This is a genomic window from Streptomyces africanus (assembly GCF_030816955.1).
In the GTDB taxonomy this organism is placed as follows: Bacteria; Actinomycetota; Actinomycetes; order Streptomycetales; family Streptomycetaceae; genus Streptomyces; species Streptomyces africanus.
This window is the reverse complement of sequence record NZ_JAUSYP010000001.1, coordinates 2,490,313-2,506,273: the sequence shown is the minus strand read 5'-3', so window position 1 is coordinate 2,506,273 and position 15,961 is coordinate 2,490,313. Positions and strand designations below refer to the sequence as shown.

15 protein-coding genes are annotated in these 15,961 nt (G+C 72.2%); 5 read left to right on the top strand and 10 right to left on the bottom strand.

The window, feature by feature from the left end; all coding sequences use genetic code 11:
- The first annotated feature begins 29 nt into the window (after positions 1-29).
- Genes QF034_RS11630 through QF034_RS11620 form a run of 3 tightly spaced genes read left to right on the top strand, consistent with a single transcriptional unit; the run spans position 30 to position 3,300 of the window.
- Entirely contained in the window at positions 30-1,490 is a 1,461-nt protein-coding gene (locus tag QF034_RS11630) for a glycosyltransferase family 4 protein (RefSeq protein WP_307174869.1), read from the top strand.
- On the top strand, positions 1,484-2,233 hold the full coding sequence (locus tag QF034_RS11625; protein WP_184983240.1) for a class I SAM-dependent methyltransferase: 750 nt from the start codon (positions 1,484-1,486) through the stop codon (positions 2,231-2,233). Before QF034_RS11630 ends, QF034_RS11625 begins: the two co-directional genes overlap by 7 nt.
- A complete protein-coding gene (locus QF034_RS11620) occupies positions 2,230-3,300 on the top strand; it encodes a prenyltransferase (protein ID WP_307174868.1) in 1,071 nt (356 codons plus the stop codon). Before QF034_RS11625 ends, QF034_RS11620 begins: the two co-directional genes overlap by 4 nt.
- Positions 3,301-3,422: 122 nt before the next feature.
- On the opposite strand, the gene QF034_RS11615 is transcribed toward QF034_RS11620, so the two are convergent.
- The 7 genes from QF034_RS11615 to QF034_RS11585 form a co-directional block, all read right to left on the bottom strand.
- Positions 3,423-3,716 (bottom strand): hypothetical protein, encoded by a 294-nt coding sequence (locus tag QF034_RS11615; protein ID WP_010048443.1) that lies wholly within the window; start codon positions 3,714-3,716, stop codon positions 3,423-3,425.
- Between the two features lie 53 nt (positions 3,717-3,769).
- A complete protein-coding gene (locus tag QF034_RS11610; RefSeq protein WP_307174867.1) occupies positions 3,770-4,780 on the bottom strand; it encodes an LLM class F420-dependent oxidoreductase in 1,011 nt (336 codons plus the stop codon).
- Positions 4,781-4,877: 97 nt separating this feature from the next.
- A complete protein-coding gene (locus tag QF034_RS11605; protein ID WP_307174866.1) occupies positions 4,878-5,708 on the bottom strand; it encodes a DUF5336 domain-containing protein in 831 nt (276 codons plus the stop codon).
- 159 nt (positions 5,709-5,867) lie between these two features.
- A complete protein-coding gene (locus QF034_RS11600; protein ID WP_307174865.1) occupies positions 5,868-6,833 on the bottom strand; it encodes an N-acetylmuramoyl-L-alanine amidase in 966 nt (321 codons plus the stop codon).
- A gap of 63 nt (positions 6,834-6,896) precedes the next feature.
- Positions 6,897-7,184 carry a hypothetical protein gene (locus QF034_RS11595; RefSeq protein ID WP_307174864.1) on the bottom strand — a complete coding sequence of 96 codons (288 nt, stop codon included), beginning with the start codon at positions 7,182-7,184 and terminating at the stop codon, positions 6,897-6,899.
- A gap of 107 nt (positions 7,185-7,291) precedes the next feature.
- Positions 7,292-7,942: a class I SAM-dependent methyltransferase gene (locus QF034_RS11590; protein WP_307174863.1), complete on the bottom strand. Its 651-nt coding sequence runs from the start codon at positions 7,940-7,942 to the stop codon at positions 7,292-7,294.
- Between the two features lie 90 nt (positions 7,943-8,032).
- The gene (locus QF034_RS11585; protein ID WP_307174862.1) at positions 8,033-9,772 is read right to left on the bottom strand and encodes an MFS transporter; all 1,740 of its coding nucleotides are present in this window, start codon (positions 9,770-9,772) and stop codon (positions 8,033-8,035) included.
- 193 nt (positions 9,773-9,965) lie between these two features.
- Between QF034_RS11585 and QF034_RS11580 the strand changes: the two genes are divergently transcribed.
- A complete protein-coding gene (locus QF034_RS11580) occupies positions 9,966-11,393 on the top strand; it encodes an MFS transporter (protein WP_307174861.1) in 1,428 nt (475 codons plus the stop codon).
- Between the two features lie 32 nt (positions 11,394-11,425).
- Here the strand turns inward: QF034_RS11580 and QF034_RS11575 are convergent, their stop codons facing one another.
- The 3 genes from QF034_RS11575 to QF034_RS11565 form a co-directional block, all read right to left on the bottom strand.
- Positions 11,426-12,043 (bottom strand): response regulator transcription factor, encoded by a 618-nt coding sequence (locus tag QF034_RS11575; protein WP_307174860.1) that lies wholly within the window; start codon positions 12,041-12,043, stop codon positions 11,426-11,428.
- A complete protein-coding gene (locus tag QF034_RS11570) occupies positions 12,040-13,278 on the bottom strand; it encodes a polysaccharide pyruvyl transferase family protein (RefSeq protein ID WP_307174859.1) in 1,239 nt (412 codons plus the stop codon). Before QF034_RS11570 ends, QF034_RS11575 begins: the two co-directional genes overlap by 4 nt.
- Positions 13,279-13,437: 159 nt before the next feature.
- Positions 13,438-14,748, bottom strand: a complete 1,311-nt coding sequence (locus QF034_RS11565; protein ID WP_307174858.1) for a sensor histidine kinase — start codon at positions 14,746-14,748, stop codon at positions 13,438-13,440.
- Positions 14,749-15,079: 331 nt separating this feature from the next.
- Between QF034_RS11565 and chsH3 the strand changes: the two genes are divergently transcribed.
- Positions 15,080-15,937 carry an enoyl-CoA hydratase ChsH3 gene (chsH3, locus tag QF034_RS11560; protein WP_307174857.1) on the top strand — a complete coding sequence of 286 codons (858 nt, stop codon included), beginning with the start codon at positions 15,080-15,082 and terminating at the stop codon, positions 15,935-15,937.
- Positions 15,938-15,961 lie beyond the last annotated feature (24 nt).

Below are 15,961 nucleotides of genomic sequence, written 5' to 3'. Positions count from 1 at the left end.
GGGACAGAGCAGTCAGAAGGGGGCCCAGAGTGACCGCTGAGGCCAGGGAGGCCGGGGCTCCTCAGGACCCCGCCGCCGACGGCTTGCGACCGCTCCACATCGCGCTCCTCACCTATAAAGGGAACCCGTTCTGCGGCGGCCAGGGCGTCTACGTCCGGCATCTCTCGCGCGAACTGGCCCGCCTCGGCCACCGGGTCGAGGTCATCGGCGCACAGCCGTATCCCGTGCTCGACGAGGGTTACGACGGGCTGAGCCTCACCGAGCTGCCCAGCCTCGACCTCTACCGCCAGCCGGATCCTTTCCGCACCCCGAAGCGCGACGAGTACCGCGACTGGGTCGACGCGCTCGAAGTCGCGACCATGTGGACCGGCGGCTTCCCCGAACCCCTGACGTTCTCGCTGCGCGCCCGCCGCCATCTGCGCGCCCGCCGCGGCGAGTTCGACGTCGTCCACGACAACCAGACGCTCGGGTACGGCTTGCTGGGAGACGTGGGCGCGCCCCTGGTCACCACGATCCACCACCCCATCACCGTCGACCGGCAGTTGGAGCTGGACGCGGCGGAGGGCTGGAAGCGGCGCTTCTCCGTGCGGCGCTGGTACGGCTTCACCCGCATGCAGAAGCGCGTCGCGCGGCGGCTGCCGTCCGTCCTCACCGTCTCCGGCACGTCCCAGCAGGAGATCATCGACCACCTCGGCGTCCGCCGAGACCGCATCCACGTCGTCCACATCGGCGCCGACACCGACCTGTTCTCGCCGGACCCCTCGGTGCCGGTCGTGCCGGGCCGGATCGTGACGACGTCCAGCGCCGACGTGCCGCTGAAGGGCCTGGTCCATCTCGTCGAGGCGCTCGCCAAGGTGCGCACCGAGCACCCCGGCGCCCACCTCGTCGTCGTCGGCAAGCGTCCGGCCGAGGGGCCCGTCGCCCAGGCGATGGAACGTTACGGCCTCGAAGGCGCCGTGGAGTTCGTCAAGGGCATCTCCGACGCGGAACTCGTCGACCTGGTGCGCTCGGCCCAGGTCGCGTGCGTGCCGTCGCTCTACGAGGGCTTCTCCCTGCCGGCCGCCGAGGCCATGGCGACCGGGACGCCCCTGCTCGCCACGACCGGCGGGGCGATCCCCGAGGTCGCCGGCCGGGACGGGGAGACCTGCCTCGCGGTGCCGCCGGGTGACTCGGAGGCACTGGCGGCCGGGCTGGTCCGGCTGCTGGGCGACCCGGAGCTGCGCGCCCGGCTCGGAGCGGCCGGGCGGGAACGGGTGCTGCGGCACTTCACCTGGGCCAGGGCGGCGGAGGGCACGGTGGCGCGCTACCGCGAGGCGATCGCCAGGTCCCAGGACGGCGGAACGGGCCGCTCGGCATCCCCCGACGACCGTTCCGCGGTGACGCCCCCGGCCTCCGGCATCCCCGGCCGTTCCGCTGCTCCCGCAGGTGCTGTTCCCGCAGCCACCACAGATGTAGAAGGCGTCAACTCCGAAAGCAGGGCCACGTGCTGACCGTCGACTTCTCCCGGTTCCCGCTCGCCCCGGGCGACCGTGTCCTGGACCTCGGGTGCGGTGCCGGCCGGCACGCGTTCGAGTGCTACCGGCGCGGCGCGCAGGTCGTGGCACTGGACCAGAACGCCGAGGAGATCCGCGAGGTCGCGAAGTGGTTCGCGGCGATGAAGGAGGCCGGCGAGGCCCCCGAGGGCGCCACTGCCACGGCCATGGAGGGCGACGCCCTCGCACTGCCCTTCCCCGACGAGTCCTTCGACGTCGTCATCATCTCCGAGGTGATGGAGCACATCCCCGACGACAAGGGCGTCCTCGCCGAGATGGTGCGCGTGCTCAAGCCCGGCGGGCGCATCGCCGTCACCGTCCCGCGCTACGGCCCCGAGAAGGTCTGCTGGACCCTGTCCGACGCCTACCACGAGGTCGAGGGCGGCCACATCCGCATCTACAAGGCGGACGAACTGCTGGAGAAGATCCGCGAGGCCGGCCTGGAGCCGTACGGCACCCACCACGCCCACGCCCTGCACTCCCCGTACTGGTGGCTGAAGTGCGCGTTCGGCGTCGACAACGACAAGGCGCTGCCGGTGCGGGCGTACCACAAGCTCCTGGTCTGGGACATCATGAAGAAACCGCTGGCCACCCGGGTCGCGGAGCAGGCGCTGAACCCGCTGATCGGCAAGAGCTTCGTGGCGTACGCGACCAAGCCGCACCTGCCGCGCCTCTCCGACACCGGGGCGGACGCCCAGTGACGACTCCCCGGACGGAACACCTGGTCCTGCCCGGGGTCCTCACCGCCGGACAGGCCGCCGCGACCGTCGCCGGCATCCTCGCCGTGCAGCGCGAGGACGGCGCGATCCCCTGGTTCCGGGGCCACCACCTCGACCCGTGGGACCACGTCGAGGCAGCGATGGCCCTCGACGCTGCCGGTGAACACGAGGCCGCCGAAGCGGCCTACCTGTGGCTGGCCCGGCACCAGAACGGGGACGGCTCCTGGTACGCGGCCTACGCGGACGGCGACTTCGCCGAGGTCACCGACCGGGGCCGGGAGACCAACTTCGTCGCCTACATAGCCGTCGGCGTCTGGCACCACTACCTCTCCACCGGCGACGACACGTTCCTGGAGCGGATGTGGCCGGCGGTGTACGCGGCCGTGGAGTTCGTGCTGCGCCTGCAGCAGCCCGGCGGGCAGATCGGCTGGCGGCGCGACGACGACGGCACGGACACGGCGGACGCCCTGCTGACCGGCAGCTCCTCCATCCACCACGCGCTGCGCTGCGCGCTGGCGATCGCCGAACAGCGTGAAGAGGCCCAGCCGGACTGGGAGTTGGCGGCGGGTGCGCTGCGGCACGCCATACGCCGGCATCCGGAGCGGTTCCTCGACAAGAACCGTTACTCGATGGACTGGTACTACCCCGTGCTCGGCGGTGCCCTGACCGGCGCGGAGGCCAAGGCCCGCATCGAGGAGGACTGGGACCGGTTCGTCGTCCCGGGGCTGGGGGTGCGGTGCGTGGTTCCCAACCCGTGGGTGACGGGGGGCGAGTCCGCGGAACTCGCCCTGGCGCTCTGGGCGATGGGGGAGTCGGACCGGGCGTTGGAGATTCTCCAGTCGATCCAGCACCTGCGCGATCCGGAGAGCGGGCTGTACTGGACGGGGTATGTCTTCGAGGACGACGCGGTCTGGCCGCGGGAGTTGACCACGTGGACCGCGGGGTCGTTGCTCCTGGCCGTGGCCGCGTTGGGGGGACATGAGGCCACGTGCCGGGTCTTCGGGGGCGAGGGTCTGCCTGTGGGGCTGGACTCGGAGTGTTGCGCCTGAGAGCTCGGGGGGTTGTTGCCGTGTTGCGGGCGCGGGTTGTGTGTGGCTTGTCGCGCCCACGCGGCGGAGCCGCATATGGACACAGCCCCGCGCCCCTGAGGGACGAGCCCCTCACGGCAATTTCAGTGCCGGTGTACTCGATTGGCGATCGCGTGGCCCACGAACAGGTAGACCACCGCTGCCAGGCCATAGCCGGCGACCACTCGGGCCCAGGCCTCGTCGAAGGTGAAGAGGTCGTGGGACCAGCCCGCCAGCCAGCGGGCCGCGTCGTGGATGAACTGGACGAAGTCGTTCGCCCGGTTCGCGTCCAGCAGGTACATCAGAATCCACAGGCCCAGGATGAGGGCCATGATGTCGGCGACGACCGCGATGACCGTGCCGGCCTGATTCGCACCGTTGCGATATCGAGGGGACATACCCTCCGGGTTGCCCTTGAAGTCTGGATGAAACCCGTACGTGCGACATTCGCTCAGGCGTTCAACTCCGCGAGCACGCGCAGCGTCTCCGGGTCCGGCGCGAGTGCCAGCAGGTCCGTCACCGGCCCCTTGCGCCACAACTCCAGTCGTTCCGCGATGCGCTGACGCGGTCCGACCAGGGAGATCTCGTCGGCGAAGGCGTCCGGCACGGCGAGGACGGCCTCCTCCCGCCGCCCGGACAGGAACAACTCCTGGATCCGGCGGGCCTCCTCCTCGTACCCCATGCGGGCCATGAGGTCGGCGTGGAAGTTGCGGGCCGCGTGTCCCATGCCGCCGATGTAGAAGCCGAGCATGGCCTTGACGGGCAACAGGCCCTCGGCGACGTCGTCGCAGAGTCGGACCTGGGCCAGGGGGGCGATGAGGAACCCCTCGGGTGCGTCGGCGAGTGAGGCCCCGTACACCTCCGGCCGCGTCGGCGACCAGTACAGCGGCAGCCAGCCGTCGGCGATGCGGGTCGTCTGGGCGACGTTCTTCGGTCCCTCCGCGCCGAGCAGGACCGGCAGGTCCGGCCGGAGGGGATGGGTGATCGGCTTGAGGGGCTTGCCGAGGCCGGTGGCGTCCGGGCCCCGGTAGGGGTGGGCGTGGAAACGGCCGGCCAGCTCGACCGGCGCCTTGCGCCGCAACACCTGCCGTACGACGTCGACGTACTCGCGGGTGGCGGTCAGCGGCGACTTCGGGAACGGGCGGCCGTACCAGCCCTCGACGACCTGCGGGCCGGACAGGCCCAGTCCCAGCATCATGCGCCCGCCGGAGAGATGGTCGAGGGTGAGCGCCTGCATGGCGGTGGTGGTCGGCGGACGGGCCGCCATCTGGGCGACCGCCGTGCCCAGCTTGATGGTGGAGGTGTGGGCGGCGATCCAGGCGAGCGGCGTGAACGCGTCCGAGCCCCACGACTCCGCCGTCCACACCGAGTCGTAGCCCAGCCGCTCGGCCTCCTGTGCGAGCGGCACATGACCGGGGGAGGGGCCGCGGCCCCAGTAACCGAGGGCGAGACCGAGCCGCACGCCTGCCTCCTGACGGATCGTCAGCCGATGTGGGCGACGACTGTACGGCAACGGCCCCCCACCCGGAAGGGCGAGGGGCCGTACGTCGCTGAGGGGCTCAGCCGCGCTGGATGCCCGACGTGTCCTGCAGGACACCGCGACGGCCGTCCTGCGTCTGGGCGACCAGGGCGGCGCCGCGCTGCTCGACGGCCAGGTACCAGGTGCCCGGCGCGAGTTCGGCGATCGGCGTCGGCGAACCGTCCTCGGCGAACAGCGGCCGCGGCACCGGCACCGCGAACCAGAACGGCGAGAAGTCCCCGGCCGGCGGCTGCGGAGACTGGGCCTGCGCCTGCTGGGGCTGCGGCTGACCACCGTACGGCTGCCCCGGCTGCGGCTGGCCGTAGCCACCGGGCTGCTGCGCGCCCGGGTAGCCGTAACCACCGGGGGGCTGGGCGCCGTAGGGCTGCGGGGCGGCCGGGCGGGGAGCCGGGACGAGGGCGCCCTTGAGGGCCGGGATGAGGGGGGTGGCGATCGCGGCGGCGGCCATCAGCAGCGTGGCGATGAGGGCGATGATCAGACCGATGCCCGGGCTCGGGAGCAGGTCCTCGTTGCTCCCCTCGATGTTGTCGTAGCCGCCGGTCACGTCGAAGATGTTGCCGAGCGCGCTCCACGCGGCGAACACCGTGAAGGCGGCACCGAACTGGCCCAGCTCGATCCCCGCGACCTTCGGGGCCTGCGGCAGGCCCCGGGAGACGACGACGAGCGCGGCGCCGATGATCCCGGCCAGCACGACGCTGAACACGACCGGGCCGCTGCCCCACAGCATGGGGAGGTCGACGCTGTCGGGGACATTGTCGAACGAGTAGAGGTCGAGGAACGACGCGATCAACAGCAATACCGCTGCTCCGATCACCACGCCGTCGCCCCGAGTGAGGGAGCGGATATTCACTTCAGGTCCTTCGTAGGTCGTCTCATCGTCGGTAGAGGCGTCGCTGCCACCATGTCGCCGTCAGGCCCCGGTGTGAAGCGCGGGGGTGACCCCTCATCGTACGAACGGACCCTATCGTCCGCCCGACCAGGGTGTCCGCCCGGAACAGCCCGCCGAGAGCTACCCGCGCAGGAAACTCACGATTCCCTCAGAGATCCCTTGCGCCGCCTTCTGCCGCCACGCGCCACTGGTCAGCAACGCCGCGTCCTTGCTATCGCGCATGTTGCCGCACTCGATGAACACCTTGGGAACCGTTGACAGATTGAGACCGCCCAGGTCCTTACGCGTGACGAGACCCGTGCCGTCGCCGATGTAGTTGGACGGTGCGCTGCCGGTGACGGCCACGAAGCGGCCCGCGACGCGTTCGCCGAGATCGCGGGAGGGGGCGACGATCGCGCGGGTGTCGGCGGCGCCGGCGTGGACCGCGCCGGGCAGGATGACGTGGAAGCCGCGGTTGCCGGCGCCCGAGCCGTCCGCGTGGACCGAGACCACGGCGTCGGCCTTCGCCTGGTTGCCGATCCGGGCCCGCTCGTCGACGCACGGGCCGTACGGCCGGTCGCCGTCCTGTGTCAGCTTCACCGTGGCGCCCTGCTTTTCGAGGAGCGTGCGCATCCGGTGCGCCACGTCCAGGGTGAACTTCGCCTCGGTGTAACCGTCGTTGGTGGAGGTGCCCGTGGTGTCGCACTCCTTCCAGTTCGTCCCGATGTTCACCTTGCGGTTGATCTCGGAGGCGTGCTGGAAGTTCTCCGGGTTGTGCCCGGGGTCGATGACGACGACCTTCCCCTTGAGCGGGCCGGAGGCCGGGGCGGGTGCGGAGGTCGAGGACGCCGTGGGTTTCCGCGACGGCGAGGCGCTCGGCTTCTTGGCGTCGTCGGCGGGTGTGTCCGACGCGGAGGACACGGGGGGCGGGGAGGACCGTACGGTCGCCCGGCCCGAGCCGCCGTCGTCTCCCGAGCCGCCCACCGTCTCGTACACGAGCCAGCCGAGCAGCGCCCCGGGCACCAGCGCGGCGAGCGCGACGGTCAGGGGGCCGCGGCGGGGGCGGCGGGGCTGGGGTGGTTCGAAGTCCGGGCCTACGTACGACACGTGTGCCACCCTAGCGGCCGTCGGCAGGGGGCAGCGGGTCGAGGACGGCCAGGCGGGTGGCGGCTACTCCTCGTTCCCGTCGGGCTCTTTGTGCCGTACCGCCTCCTTCACCCGTGCCTCGATCTCCTGGCGCGGGGTGTCCTCCTGTTTCGCGTACGCGGTCACCGCCGCCTGGACGTCGCGGGCGAGGTCGCGCCAGGCGCGCCAGGCGGTCTCCCAGGTGGTGGTCTGCTGGGCGCTCCACGTGGTCTGGGTGGGCGGACCGTAGGCGTCCTGCAGTTGCCGCACGCGGGCGTACGCCTCGTCCGCCGCACGCTGCTTCTCCACGAGCTCTGCGAAGGTGTGTGCCACGCGCCCGGATCCTTGGGCAGCAGCGGTCGCCCGCCGACGCGCCACGCCGCCCGTGGGCCGACCGGGAGGGGGTGGAGGGGGCGCAGTTCACCCGCCCAGCCGTTCGGCTAGATGCCGGGGCCGGTGCGCCGCAGGACGCGCAGGGAGTCCGTCGCCGAGATCTCGGTGAACGCGCCGGAGGCGAGGGCCCGGAGGTAGACGCGGTACGGGGCCTGGCCGGTGAACTCGTCCTCCGGCTCGGGGAAGACGTCGTGGATGACGAGCAGGCCGCCTTCGGCCACGTGCGGGGCCCAGCCCTCGTAGTCGGCGGTGGCGTGCTCGTCGGTGTGGCCGCCGTCGATGAAGACGAGGCCGAGGGGGGTCCGCCAGATCGACGCGATCTGCGGGGAGCGGCCGACCAGGGCGACGACGTGCTCCTCCAGGCCCGCCTGGTGCAGCGTGCGGCGGAACGTGGGCAGCGTGTCCATCAGGCCGAGCTCCGGGTCGACCGTCTCCGGGTCGTGGTACTCCCAGCCCGGCTGCTGCTCCTCGCTGCCCCGGTGGTGGTCGACGGTGAGCGCGGTGACGCCGGCCTCCCGGGCCGCGTCGGCGAGCAGGATCGTGGAGCGGCCGCAGTACGTGCCGACCTCCAGCAGCGGCAGCCCGAGCCGCCCGGCCTCCACCGCCGCCGCGTACAGGGCCAGGCCCTCACCCACGGGCATGAACCCCTTCGCCGCCTCGAAAGCGGCCAGGATCTCGGGCTTGGGGGCCGTGGGCATGGGGTTCCTTCCGGTCGTACGACGGTCCGGGCGCCCATGCTGCCGGACCCCCTGCCGGGGGGCGACAGGGGGTCCGGGTGGGCAGCGCGGTCAGACGGAGACCGTCTCGCCCGGCAGTGACAGGTCCAGGTCGACCGGCCGCTCGTCGCCCGTGTGGGTCGCGGACGAGGCGAGCGGGCCGTGGCCGGTGGCGCGGGCGGCCACGACGTAGTTGCCGCCGGCCGGGACGGTGAGGACGTAGGCGCCGTCCTCGGCGGAGAGCGTCGCGCCCGCCTGGCGGCCCCGGCGGTCGATCAGCGTGACCGTGGCGCGGGCGACCGGCGTGCCGTCCGCCGCCAGGACGCGGCCGCGGAAGCCGCGCAGCACCGCTTCGGCGCGCTCCAGATTGGCGTCCTCCTCGCTGCTGGCGCGCAGCTGCGGCTTGTCCGACGGGCGGCGGCCGGGCAGGAAGAGGGCCAGGAGCAGGCCCACGGCGACCGCGCCGGTCGCGATGAGGAAGGAGAGCCGGAAGCCGTGCATGGTCGGGATCGCGACGCCGCCGACGTTGTCCGCGGTGTTCGCCAGCACCATGCCGATGACGGCGCTCGACACGGACGTGCCGATGGAGCGCATCAGGGTGTTGAGGCCGTTCGCGGCACCCGTCTCCGAGGCCGGGACCGCGCCCACGATCAGCGCGGGCAGCGAGGAGTAGGCCAGGCCGATGCCCGCGCCCAGCAGGACCGAGATGACCAGGCTCTGCCAGGCGGCGCTCATCAGGCCGAGGCCGGCGCCGTAGCCGATCGCGATGATCAGCAGGCCGAGGATCAGGGTGACCTTGGGGCCGTACTTCGCGGACAGCCGGGCGTAGACGGGCGCGGTGAGCATCATCGTCAGGCCGAGCGGCGCGACGAGCAGGCCCGCGACGACCATCGACTGGCCGAGGCCGTAGCCGGTGGACTTCGGCAGCTGGAGCAGCTGGGGCAGGACCAGGGAGACGACGTAGAAGGAGACGCCGACCATGATCGAGGCGAGGTTGGTGAAGAGGACGGCCGGGCGGGCCGTGGTGCGCAGGTCGACCAGCGGGGCCTTGACGCGCAGTTCCATCACGCCCCACAGGAGCAGGACGAGCGCGGCGGCGGCGAACAGGCCGAGCGTGGTGCCGGAGGTCCAGCCCCAGTCGCTGCCCTTGGTGATCGGCAGCAGGAAGAGCACGAGCCCGGTGGACAGACCGAGGGCTCCCGGCAGGTCGAAGGAGCCCGCGGCGCGCATCGGCGACTCGGGCACGACGAGCAGGGTGAGGGCGATGGCGAGGACACCGAGGCCGGCGGCGCCGTAGAACAGGGCGTGCCAGTCGCTGTGCTGGGCGACCAGGGCGGCGGCGGGCAGCGCGAGGCCGCCGCCGACGCCTATGGAGGAGCTCATCAGGGCCATCGCCGAGCCCAGCTTCTCCCGGGGCAGCATGTCGCGCATCAGGCCGATGCCGAGCGGGATGGCGCCCATCGCGAAGCCCTGGAGCGTACGGCCGGTGATCATGAGCAGCAGGTCGCTGGTGAGCGCGCTGACCAGGGCGCCGACGACCATGACCGCCAGGCTCGTGATCAGCATGCGCCGCTTGCCGTAGAGGTCGCCGAGGCGGCCCATGATCGGGGTGGCCACCGCGCCCGAGAGGAGGGTCGAGGTCAGGACCCAGGTGGCGTCGCTGGGGGCGGTGTCCAGCAGTTGCGGCAGGTCCTTGATGACCGGGACGAGCAGGGTCTGCATCACCGCGACAACGATGCCCGCGAAGGCGAGTACCGGGACCACGGCCCCGCTCGCTCTGCCGGCGGGACGGACTGTCGTCGTCTGCGTCATTGAGGGAGGCCTCCAGGCCAGGGGTGTTCGGGAGGTACGTGCTTACGTGGGGTGTGAACCTTGTATGCGTAGGCAACTATTCCGTTGCTTCGGCACTCTAACGAAATCTTGACCTTCTCTTGGGGAAGGAGCCGGGTGCTGCCGCAGCCCTAGGTCGAAATCCCGATGCCAGGAGCATGGAGTGGTTGAGAGCATGACACCCATGCTCGAAGCCGCCGAAATGACTCGTACGTCACGCCGTGCCGCGCCTCCCACCTGGCTCGTGATCGCGCTCACCTGCGCCGGGCAGTTCCTCGTCGTGCTGGACGTGTCCGTCGTCAACGTGGCGCTGCCGTCCATGCGGACCGGGCTCGGACTGAGCGAGCAGGGCCTGCAGTGGGTGGTGAACGCCTACGCCATCGCCTTCGCCGGGTTCATGCTGCTCGGCGGGCGGGCCGGAGACCTCTACGGCCGCAAGCGGATGTTCCTCGTCGGGCTCGGCCTGTTCACCCTGGCCTCGCTGGCGGGCGGACTGGCGCAGGACGACTGGCAGCTGCTGGTGGCGCGGGCCGCGCAGGGGCTCGGGGCGGCGGTGCTGGCGCCCTCGACGCTGACGATCCTCACGGCCTCGGTCCCGGAAGGTGCCGGACGGGCCCGGGCCATCGGGACCTGGACGGCGGTCGGTGCCGGCGGCGGCGCGGCGGGCGGCCTGGTCGGCGGGCTGCTGGTCGAGACACTGTCGTGGCGGTGGGTGCTGCTGATCAACGTGCCCGTGGGGGCGGTCGTGCTGTGCGGGGCCGCCTGGTTCCTCACCGAGGGCCGGGCCGGCGACGGGCGGCGGCTCGACCTGCCGGGCGCGCTGCTCGTGACGGGCGGGCTCGGCACGCTGGCCTACGGCATCTCCCAGACGGAGGCGGCGGGCTGGACGGCGGCGGCCACGCTGCTGCCGCTGCTCGCCGGGCTCGCGCTGATCGCCCTGTTCCTCACGGTCGAGGCCCGCACCGCCAGCCCCCTGATGCCGCTCGGGCTGCTGCGCCTGCGGTCGGTGTCATCGGCCAACGTGGCGATGTTCCTGTGCGGCTCCGCCATGTTCTGCATGTGGTTCTTCATGACCCTGTACGCGCAGAACGTCCTGGGCTACACCCCGCTGGAGGCCGGGCTCGCCCTGGTCCCGAGCTCCGTGGCCGTCATCTTCGGCTCCAAGCTCGCGCCCCGGCTCATGCGGGGGCTGGGGCCGCGGAACGTGGCGGCGCTGGGCACGCTGGTCGCGGTGGTGGGCTTCGGCTGGCAGTCGACGATGACCCCCGAGGGCGCGTACGCGACGACGATCCTGATCCCCGGAGTCCTGATGATGCTCGGCGCGGGACTGGCGGCCACCCCGCTGGCATCCGTGGCCACGTCCGGCGCGGCACCCGAGGAGGCCGGACTGGTGTCAGGGCTCGTCAACACCTCCCGCACGATGGGCGGTTCCCTGGGCCTGGCGGTCCTGTCGACACTGGCCGCGACCCGCTCGGCGGGAAGCGCGACGCCGGCGGCACTGACGGAGGGGTACGCGCTGGCGTTCCGGGTGGGGGCCGGGGTGCTGGCGGCCGGCGTGACACTGATGTGGGTCTGGCTGCCGCGGACGGCAGACGAGCGGTAGGACTGCCGACTGCGGTTGAGTAAGCCGTGGTCTTACAGCCAGCCCTGGCGGCGGGCCTCGCGCAGGGCCTCCGTGCGGTTGCGGGTGCCTGTCTTGCCGATGGCGGAGGAGAGGTAGTTGCGGACGGTGGACTCCGAGAGGTGGAGTCGGGTGGCGATGTCCGCGACCGTCGCGCCGTCCGCGGAGGCCTTGAGGGCGTCGCTCTCGCGCGGGGTGAGGGGGTTGGGGCCGGCGCTGAGCGCGGCCGTGGCGAGGGCCGGGTCGACGACCGTCTCGCCGGCCAGGACGCGGCGGATCGCGGCGGCGAGTTCCTCCACGGGGCCGTCCTTCACGAGGAAACCGGTGGCTCCCGCCTCCAGGGCGCGGCGGAGATAGCCGGGCCGGCCGAACGTGGTGAGGATCAGCACACGGCAGTCAGGCACCCGGGCACGCAGCTCGGCGGCGGCGTCCAGGCCGCTCTTTCCCGGGAGTTCGATGTCGAGGAGCGCGATGTCGGGGTGGTGGGCGAGCGCCGCGTCCAGGATCGCGTCACCGGCGCCCACCTGGGCGACGACCTCGATGTCGTCCTCCATGCCGAGCAGCAGCGCGAGCGCACCGCGCAGCATGCCCTGGTCCTCTGCGAGCAGCACGCGGATGGGTCTGTCGGTCACGGGCCCAGGGTAGGGCTCCCGGTGCGCCGGGGTGCGTCCAGCAACGAGGCCAGCGTCTCGGTGAACGCCGTCGCCGAGTAGTCGGCGTGAGCACGGATGCGCGCCGCCACGGCCTCGGCCCCGCCGCCCTCCACGAGGCGCACGAGCCGGTCGATACGGCGCTCGTGGCCTTCCCTGCTGTCGGGGAGGGTGGACAGGTAGAAGTCCGTCGCGTCGTAGGCCATGTGGAAGACGTGCTTCTTCACATCGCTCAGCGTCAGATAGTCGTCGTGGGTCTTGGGAGCCGGCTCGGGTGCGCCGACGCACACCGCGGGCGTGCCGGCACCCCAGGAGTTCACGGCCAGGTGGTAGGTGTCCGTGATGACCAGGCGGTAGCGGGGCAGGACCCCCACCAGGTCGCCGATGGTGTGCCGGCCCGGGCGCTGCGCGATGTGGCCGACCGGCGCGGGGATGTCCCGGTCGAACCAGGGCAGCCATTCGAGCGGGGCGCCCAGACGCTCGGACAGGTCCTGGCAGAAGGCGGGCAGCCACTCGGGGATCCGCGTCCGCGCACCGAGGAACACGCCGATCGCACCGCCGTCCGGGACCGCCCGGGACCAGTCCGTCGTCGGGAGGTGGTCGAGGTCGCCCGGGCGGGACAGCAGCGCCGCGTCCGAACCGAAGTGGTCGGTCGTACGGTCCCCGCGCAGATGCGCGATCTTCGCCGCCGAGAGCGGGTCACGCACCCAGACGCGGCGGCTTCGCGTCACCAGGCGTGAGAACAGGGGGCCGTACTCCTTGTCCTCGTAGTCGGACTGCGCGTTGTGCAGGATCGTCCCGCCGTAGCTGAGGGTCCGCGCGAGGAGTTCGTCCGGCTGGTCCGCGAACAGCAGGGTGCGGTTCAGCAGATTGCGCGCGGCCTCTCGGTCCTCGGCGAAACCGAAGTCGAGCAGGCGGTTCGTCGCGTCCTGCTCCAGGTAGTGCCGGGTGTGGAGGAAGTCGCCCCAGAAGACGACCGCGTCGTGGTCGCGGAGCGAGTCGAGGTGCTCGGCCAGGGGGTGGAAGCGGAACGGCAGGTCCGTACCTCGCGCGCACTCGCGCAGCGGCACGGTCTGCGGGGTGTGCAGGGTGTACCAGGTGGCCTCGGTCTCGGGGGCCGTACGCCGCCGCAGGGACTCGAACGCCAAGTCGACGGTCAGCATGCCGGTGTTGCGGTACCCGATGTTCGGCGCGGTGATGACGGCGACGCTTGCCATGTGCTCCATTTCCCCTAGCGGTTGCCGGCGCCGTCGACGTGTACGCGTACGTGTACGTGTGGCGCGCGCGGACCATCGGCCAACGTACACGCCCGCGCGGGTCGTACGGCGTCCCGCCCCCGGGTCGCCCGGACGCCCCGGGCGTCGTAAGGCGAACAGTCAGGCCCGTTCCACCACCCCCGGGTGCGCGCCCGGCACGCCCGCATCGAGCGGGAGTTCCGCCGACACGGCGAATCCGCCCCTGGCCCGCGGCCCCGCCGTCAGCGAGCCGCCCGCCGCCGCGAGCCGCTCCGTCAGACCGGTCAATCCCGTGCCGACGCGGACCCCCGGTCCGTCCTGCCCGCTGCCCGCACCGCCGGAAACCGCCGCAACCGCCCCCACCCCGTCATCCACCACCGACAGACGCACCCGTTCCGCCCCACCCGACAGCGTGATCTCGCACTGTCGCGCGGCGCTGTGCCGCACGGCGTTCGTGACTGCCTCGCGTACCACCCACCCCAGCAGCGCCTCGGTCTGCGGGCCGAGTGGAGGGCCGGAGCGGGTCACCGTGAGCGTGATGCCCGCCGCCGTCAGGGCCGAGTGCGCGCGGTCGAGTTCCGTGTCGAGGCTGCCCCGGCGGTAGCCGGTCACGGCCTCCCGGATCTCCGTGAGCGCCTGGCGGCCCACGGACTCGATGTCCGTGATCTGGGCCAGCGCGGCGTCCAGGTCGCGGGCGGCGAGGCGGCGGGCCGCCTCCGACTTCACGACGATCACCGACATCGTGTGCCCGAGCAGGTCGTGCAGGTCACGGGAGAAGCGGAGGCGCTCCTTCTCGACCGCCCGGCGGGCCAGTTCCTCGCGGGCCGCACGCAGTTCGCCCACCGCCTCGGAGAGCCGCAGGATCGCCGCCGTGACCATCGTCGAGATCCACGTGGCGTACGCGATGTCGAGGCCGCCCCAGCCGTCGTGGAAGAAGGACACCGCACCCGCCAGCACCGCCACCGCCGTACCGGCGGGTCGCAGGTGCGACAGGCGCAGCGCCGCGCCCGTCGCGAGGCCGAGCAGGGGGAAGAACAGCAGCCAGTTGCCGCCGTAGCCGGCAGCGAGCGAGCAGGTCACGGCCGTCAGCAGGGCGAGGGCCACCCGCGTGGAGCGGGCCTCGCGCGTCTCTCTGCGGAACGCGCGGAACGCCACGTAGATGTAGAGCGAGTTGAAGGTGAGCAGCCCCAGCGCGCCGATCCACGGGTTCGGCGTCTGGTCCTGGAAGAGGTTGGAGAGGGCGCCCATCCCCAGCAGGAGCCACGGCAGCAGGGTGAACCCGCTGGGCGGCGGACCGGGGTGCTCGGGAAGCTCGCCCGCTTTCCGGGCGGTGCGACACCCGGCCCTGAGCCGCGTCCTGTCCGCCGCGTGGTGGCGCCGGTGCTCCCGAACCTGCCGGACGGCCGCCCGGGTCGCCTCGAAGCGGCACCCGACCTTCAGTGTCCAGGACATGTCCCCGCCCCCGATCAGAGGTTCGCCGCGCCGCGGCGGTACGACAGTGGTCTGCGTGTCATGGCAGAACGCTACGGATCCGCCGGGGTCGGGCGGCAGATGCGGTTGTACGGAGTTCGGCAGGACAAATGTCATGGGTCGCGCCTCACCGCGGCGGCAATCTGACATGGTGTCAGGAGGCTTCACAAGTGCGGGAGCCTGGGCTATACAGAGGGCGCAGGACTGGAACGCGTTCCAGTTCGGCCGCAGACGGCCTCGGCGCGGCCGACGGTGCGGACGGCCGTGCCGAGGTCTTTCCCACGGTGGTCCTTCCACGGCGATCAGGAGCCCCATGCCCATCGACGCAGCCAAGGCGCTCGCCGCCGCACCCCGGAGCGGCGAGCTCTCCTGGGACCACAAGGACGTGCAGCTCTACCACCTCGGCATCGGCGCGGGCGTCCCCGCCACCGACCCCGACGAGCTGCGCTACACCCTGGAGTCCCGGCTGCACGTCCTGCCGAGCTTCGCCACCGTCGCCGGCGCCGGATCCCCCGGCGTGATCAGCGGGCTGTCGATGCCCGGCGTCGACGTCGACCTCGCGCGCGTCCTCCACGGCGGGCAGAGCCTCACGATCCACCGCCCCATCCCCGCCCGGGGCCGCGCGACCGCCACCGGCCGGATCGCCGCCGTGTACGACAAGGGCAAGGCGGCCGTCCTCGTCATGCGCACCGAAGTCGCCGATGTCGACGGGCCGTTGTGGACCAACGACGCGCAGATCTACGTCCGGGGAGAGGGCGGCTGGGGCGGCGACCGGGGACCGTCCACCCGGCTCGAACCGCCCGCCGGCGAGCCGGACTTGGTCGTCGAACGGCACGTCCGCGAGGACCAGGCCCTGCTGTACCGGCTGTCCGGGGACTGGAACCCGCTGCACGCCGACCCCGAGTTCGCCGAACGCGCCGGATTCGACCGGCCCATCCTGCACGGGCTGTGCACCTACGGCATGACGCTCAAGGCGGTCGTCGGCACGCTGCTCGACGGGGACGTGACCCGGGTGCGCTCGTACGCCACCCGGTTCGCCGGCGTCGTCTACCCGGGCGAGACGCTGCGCATCCGCATGTGGCGCCTGGACGGCGAGGTCCGGGTCGCCGTCAGCGCCGTCGAGAGGAACGACGCGCCCGTCCTCGCCGACACCGTCGTCGCACACACCTGAGTCCCACACGTCGTACGAGGGGAG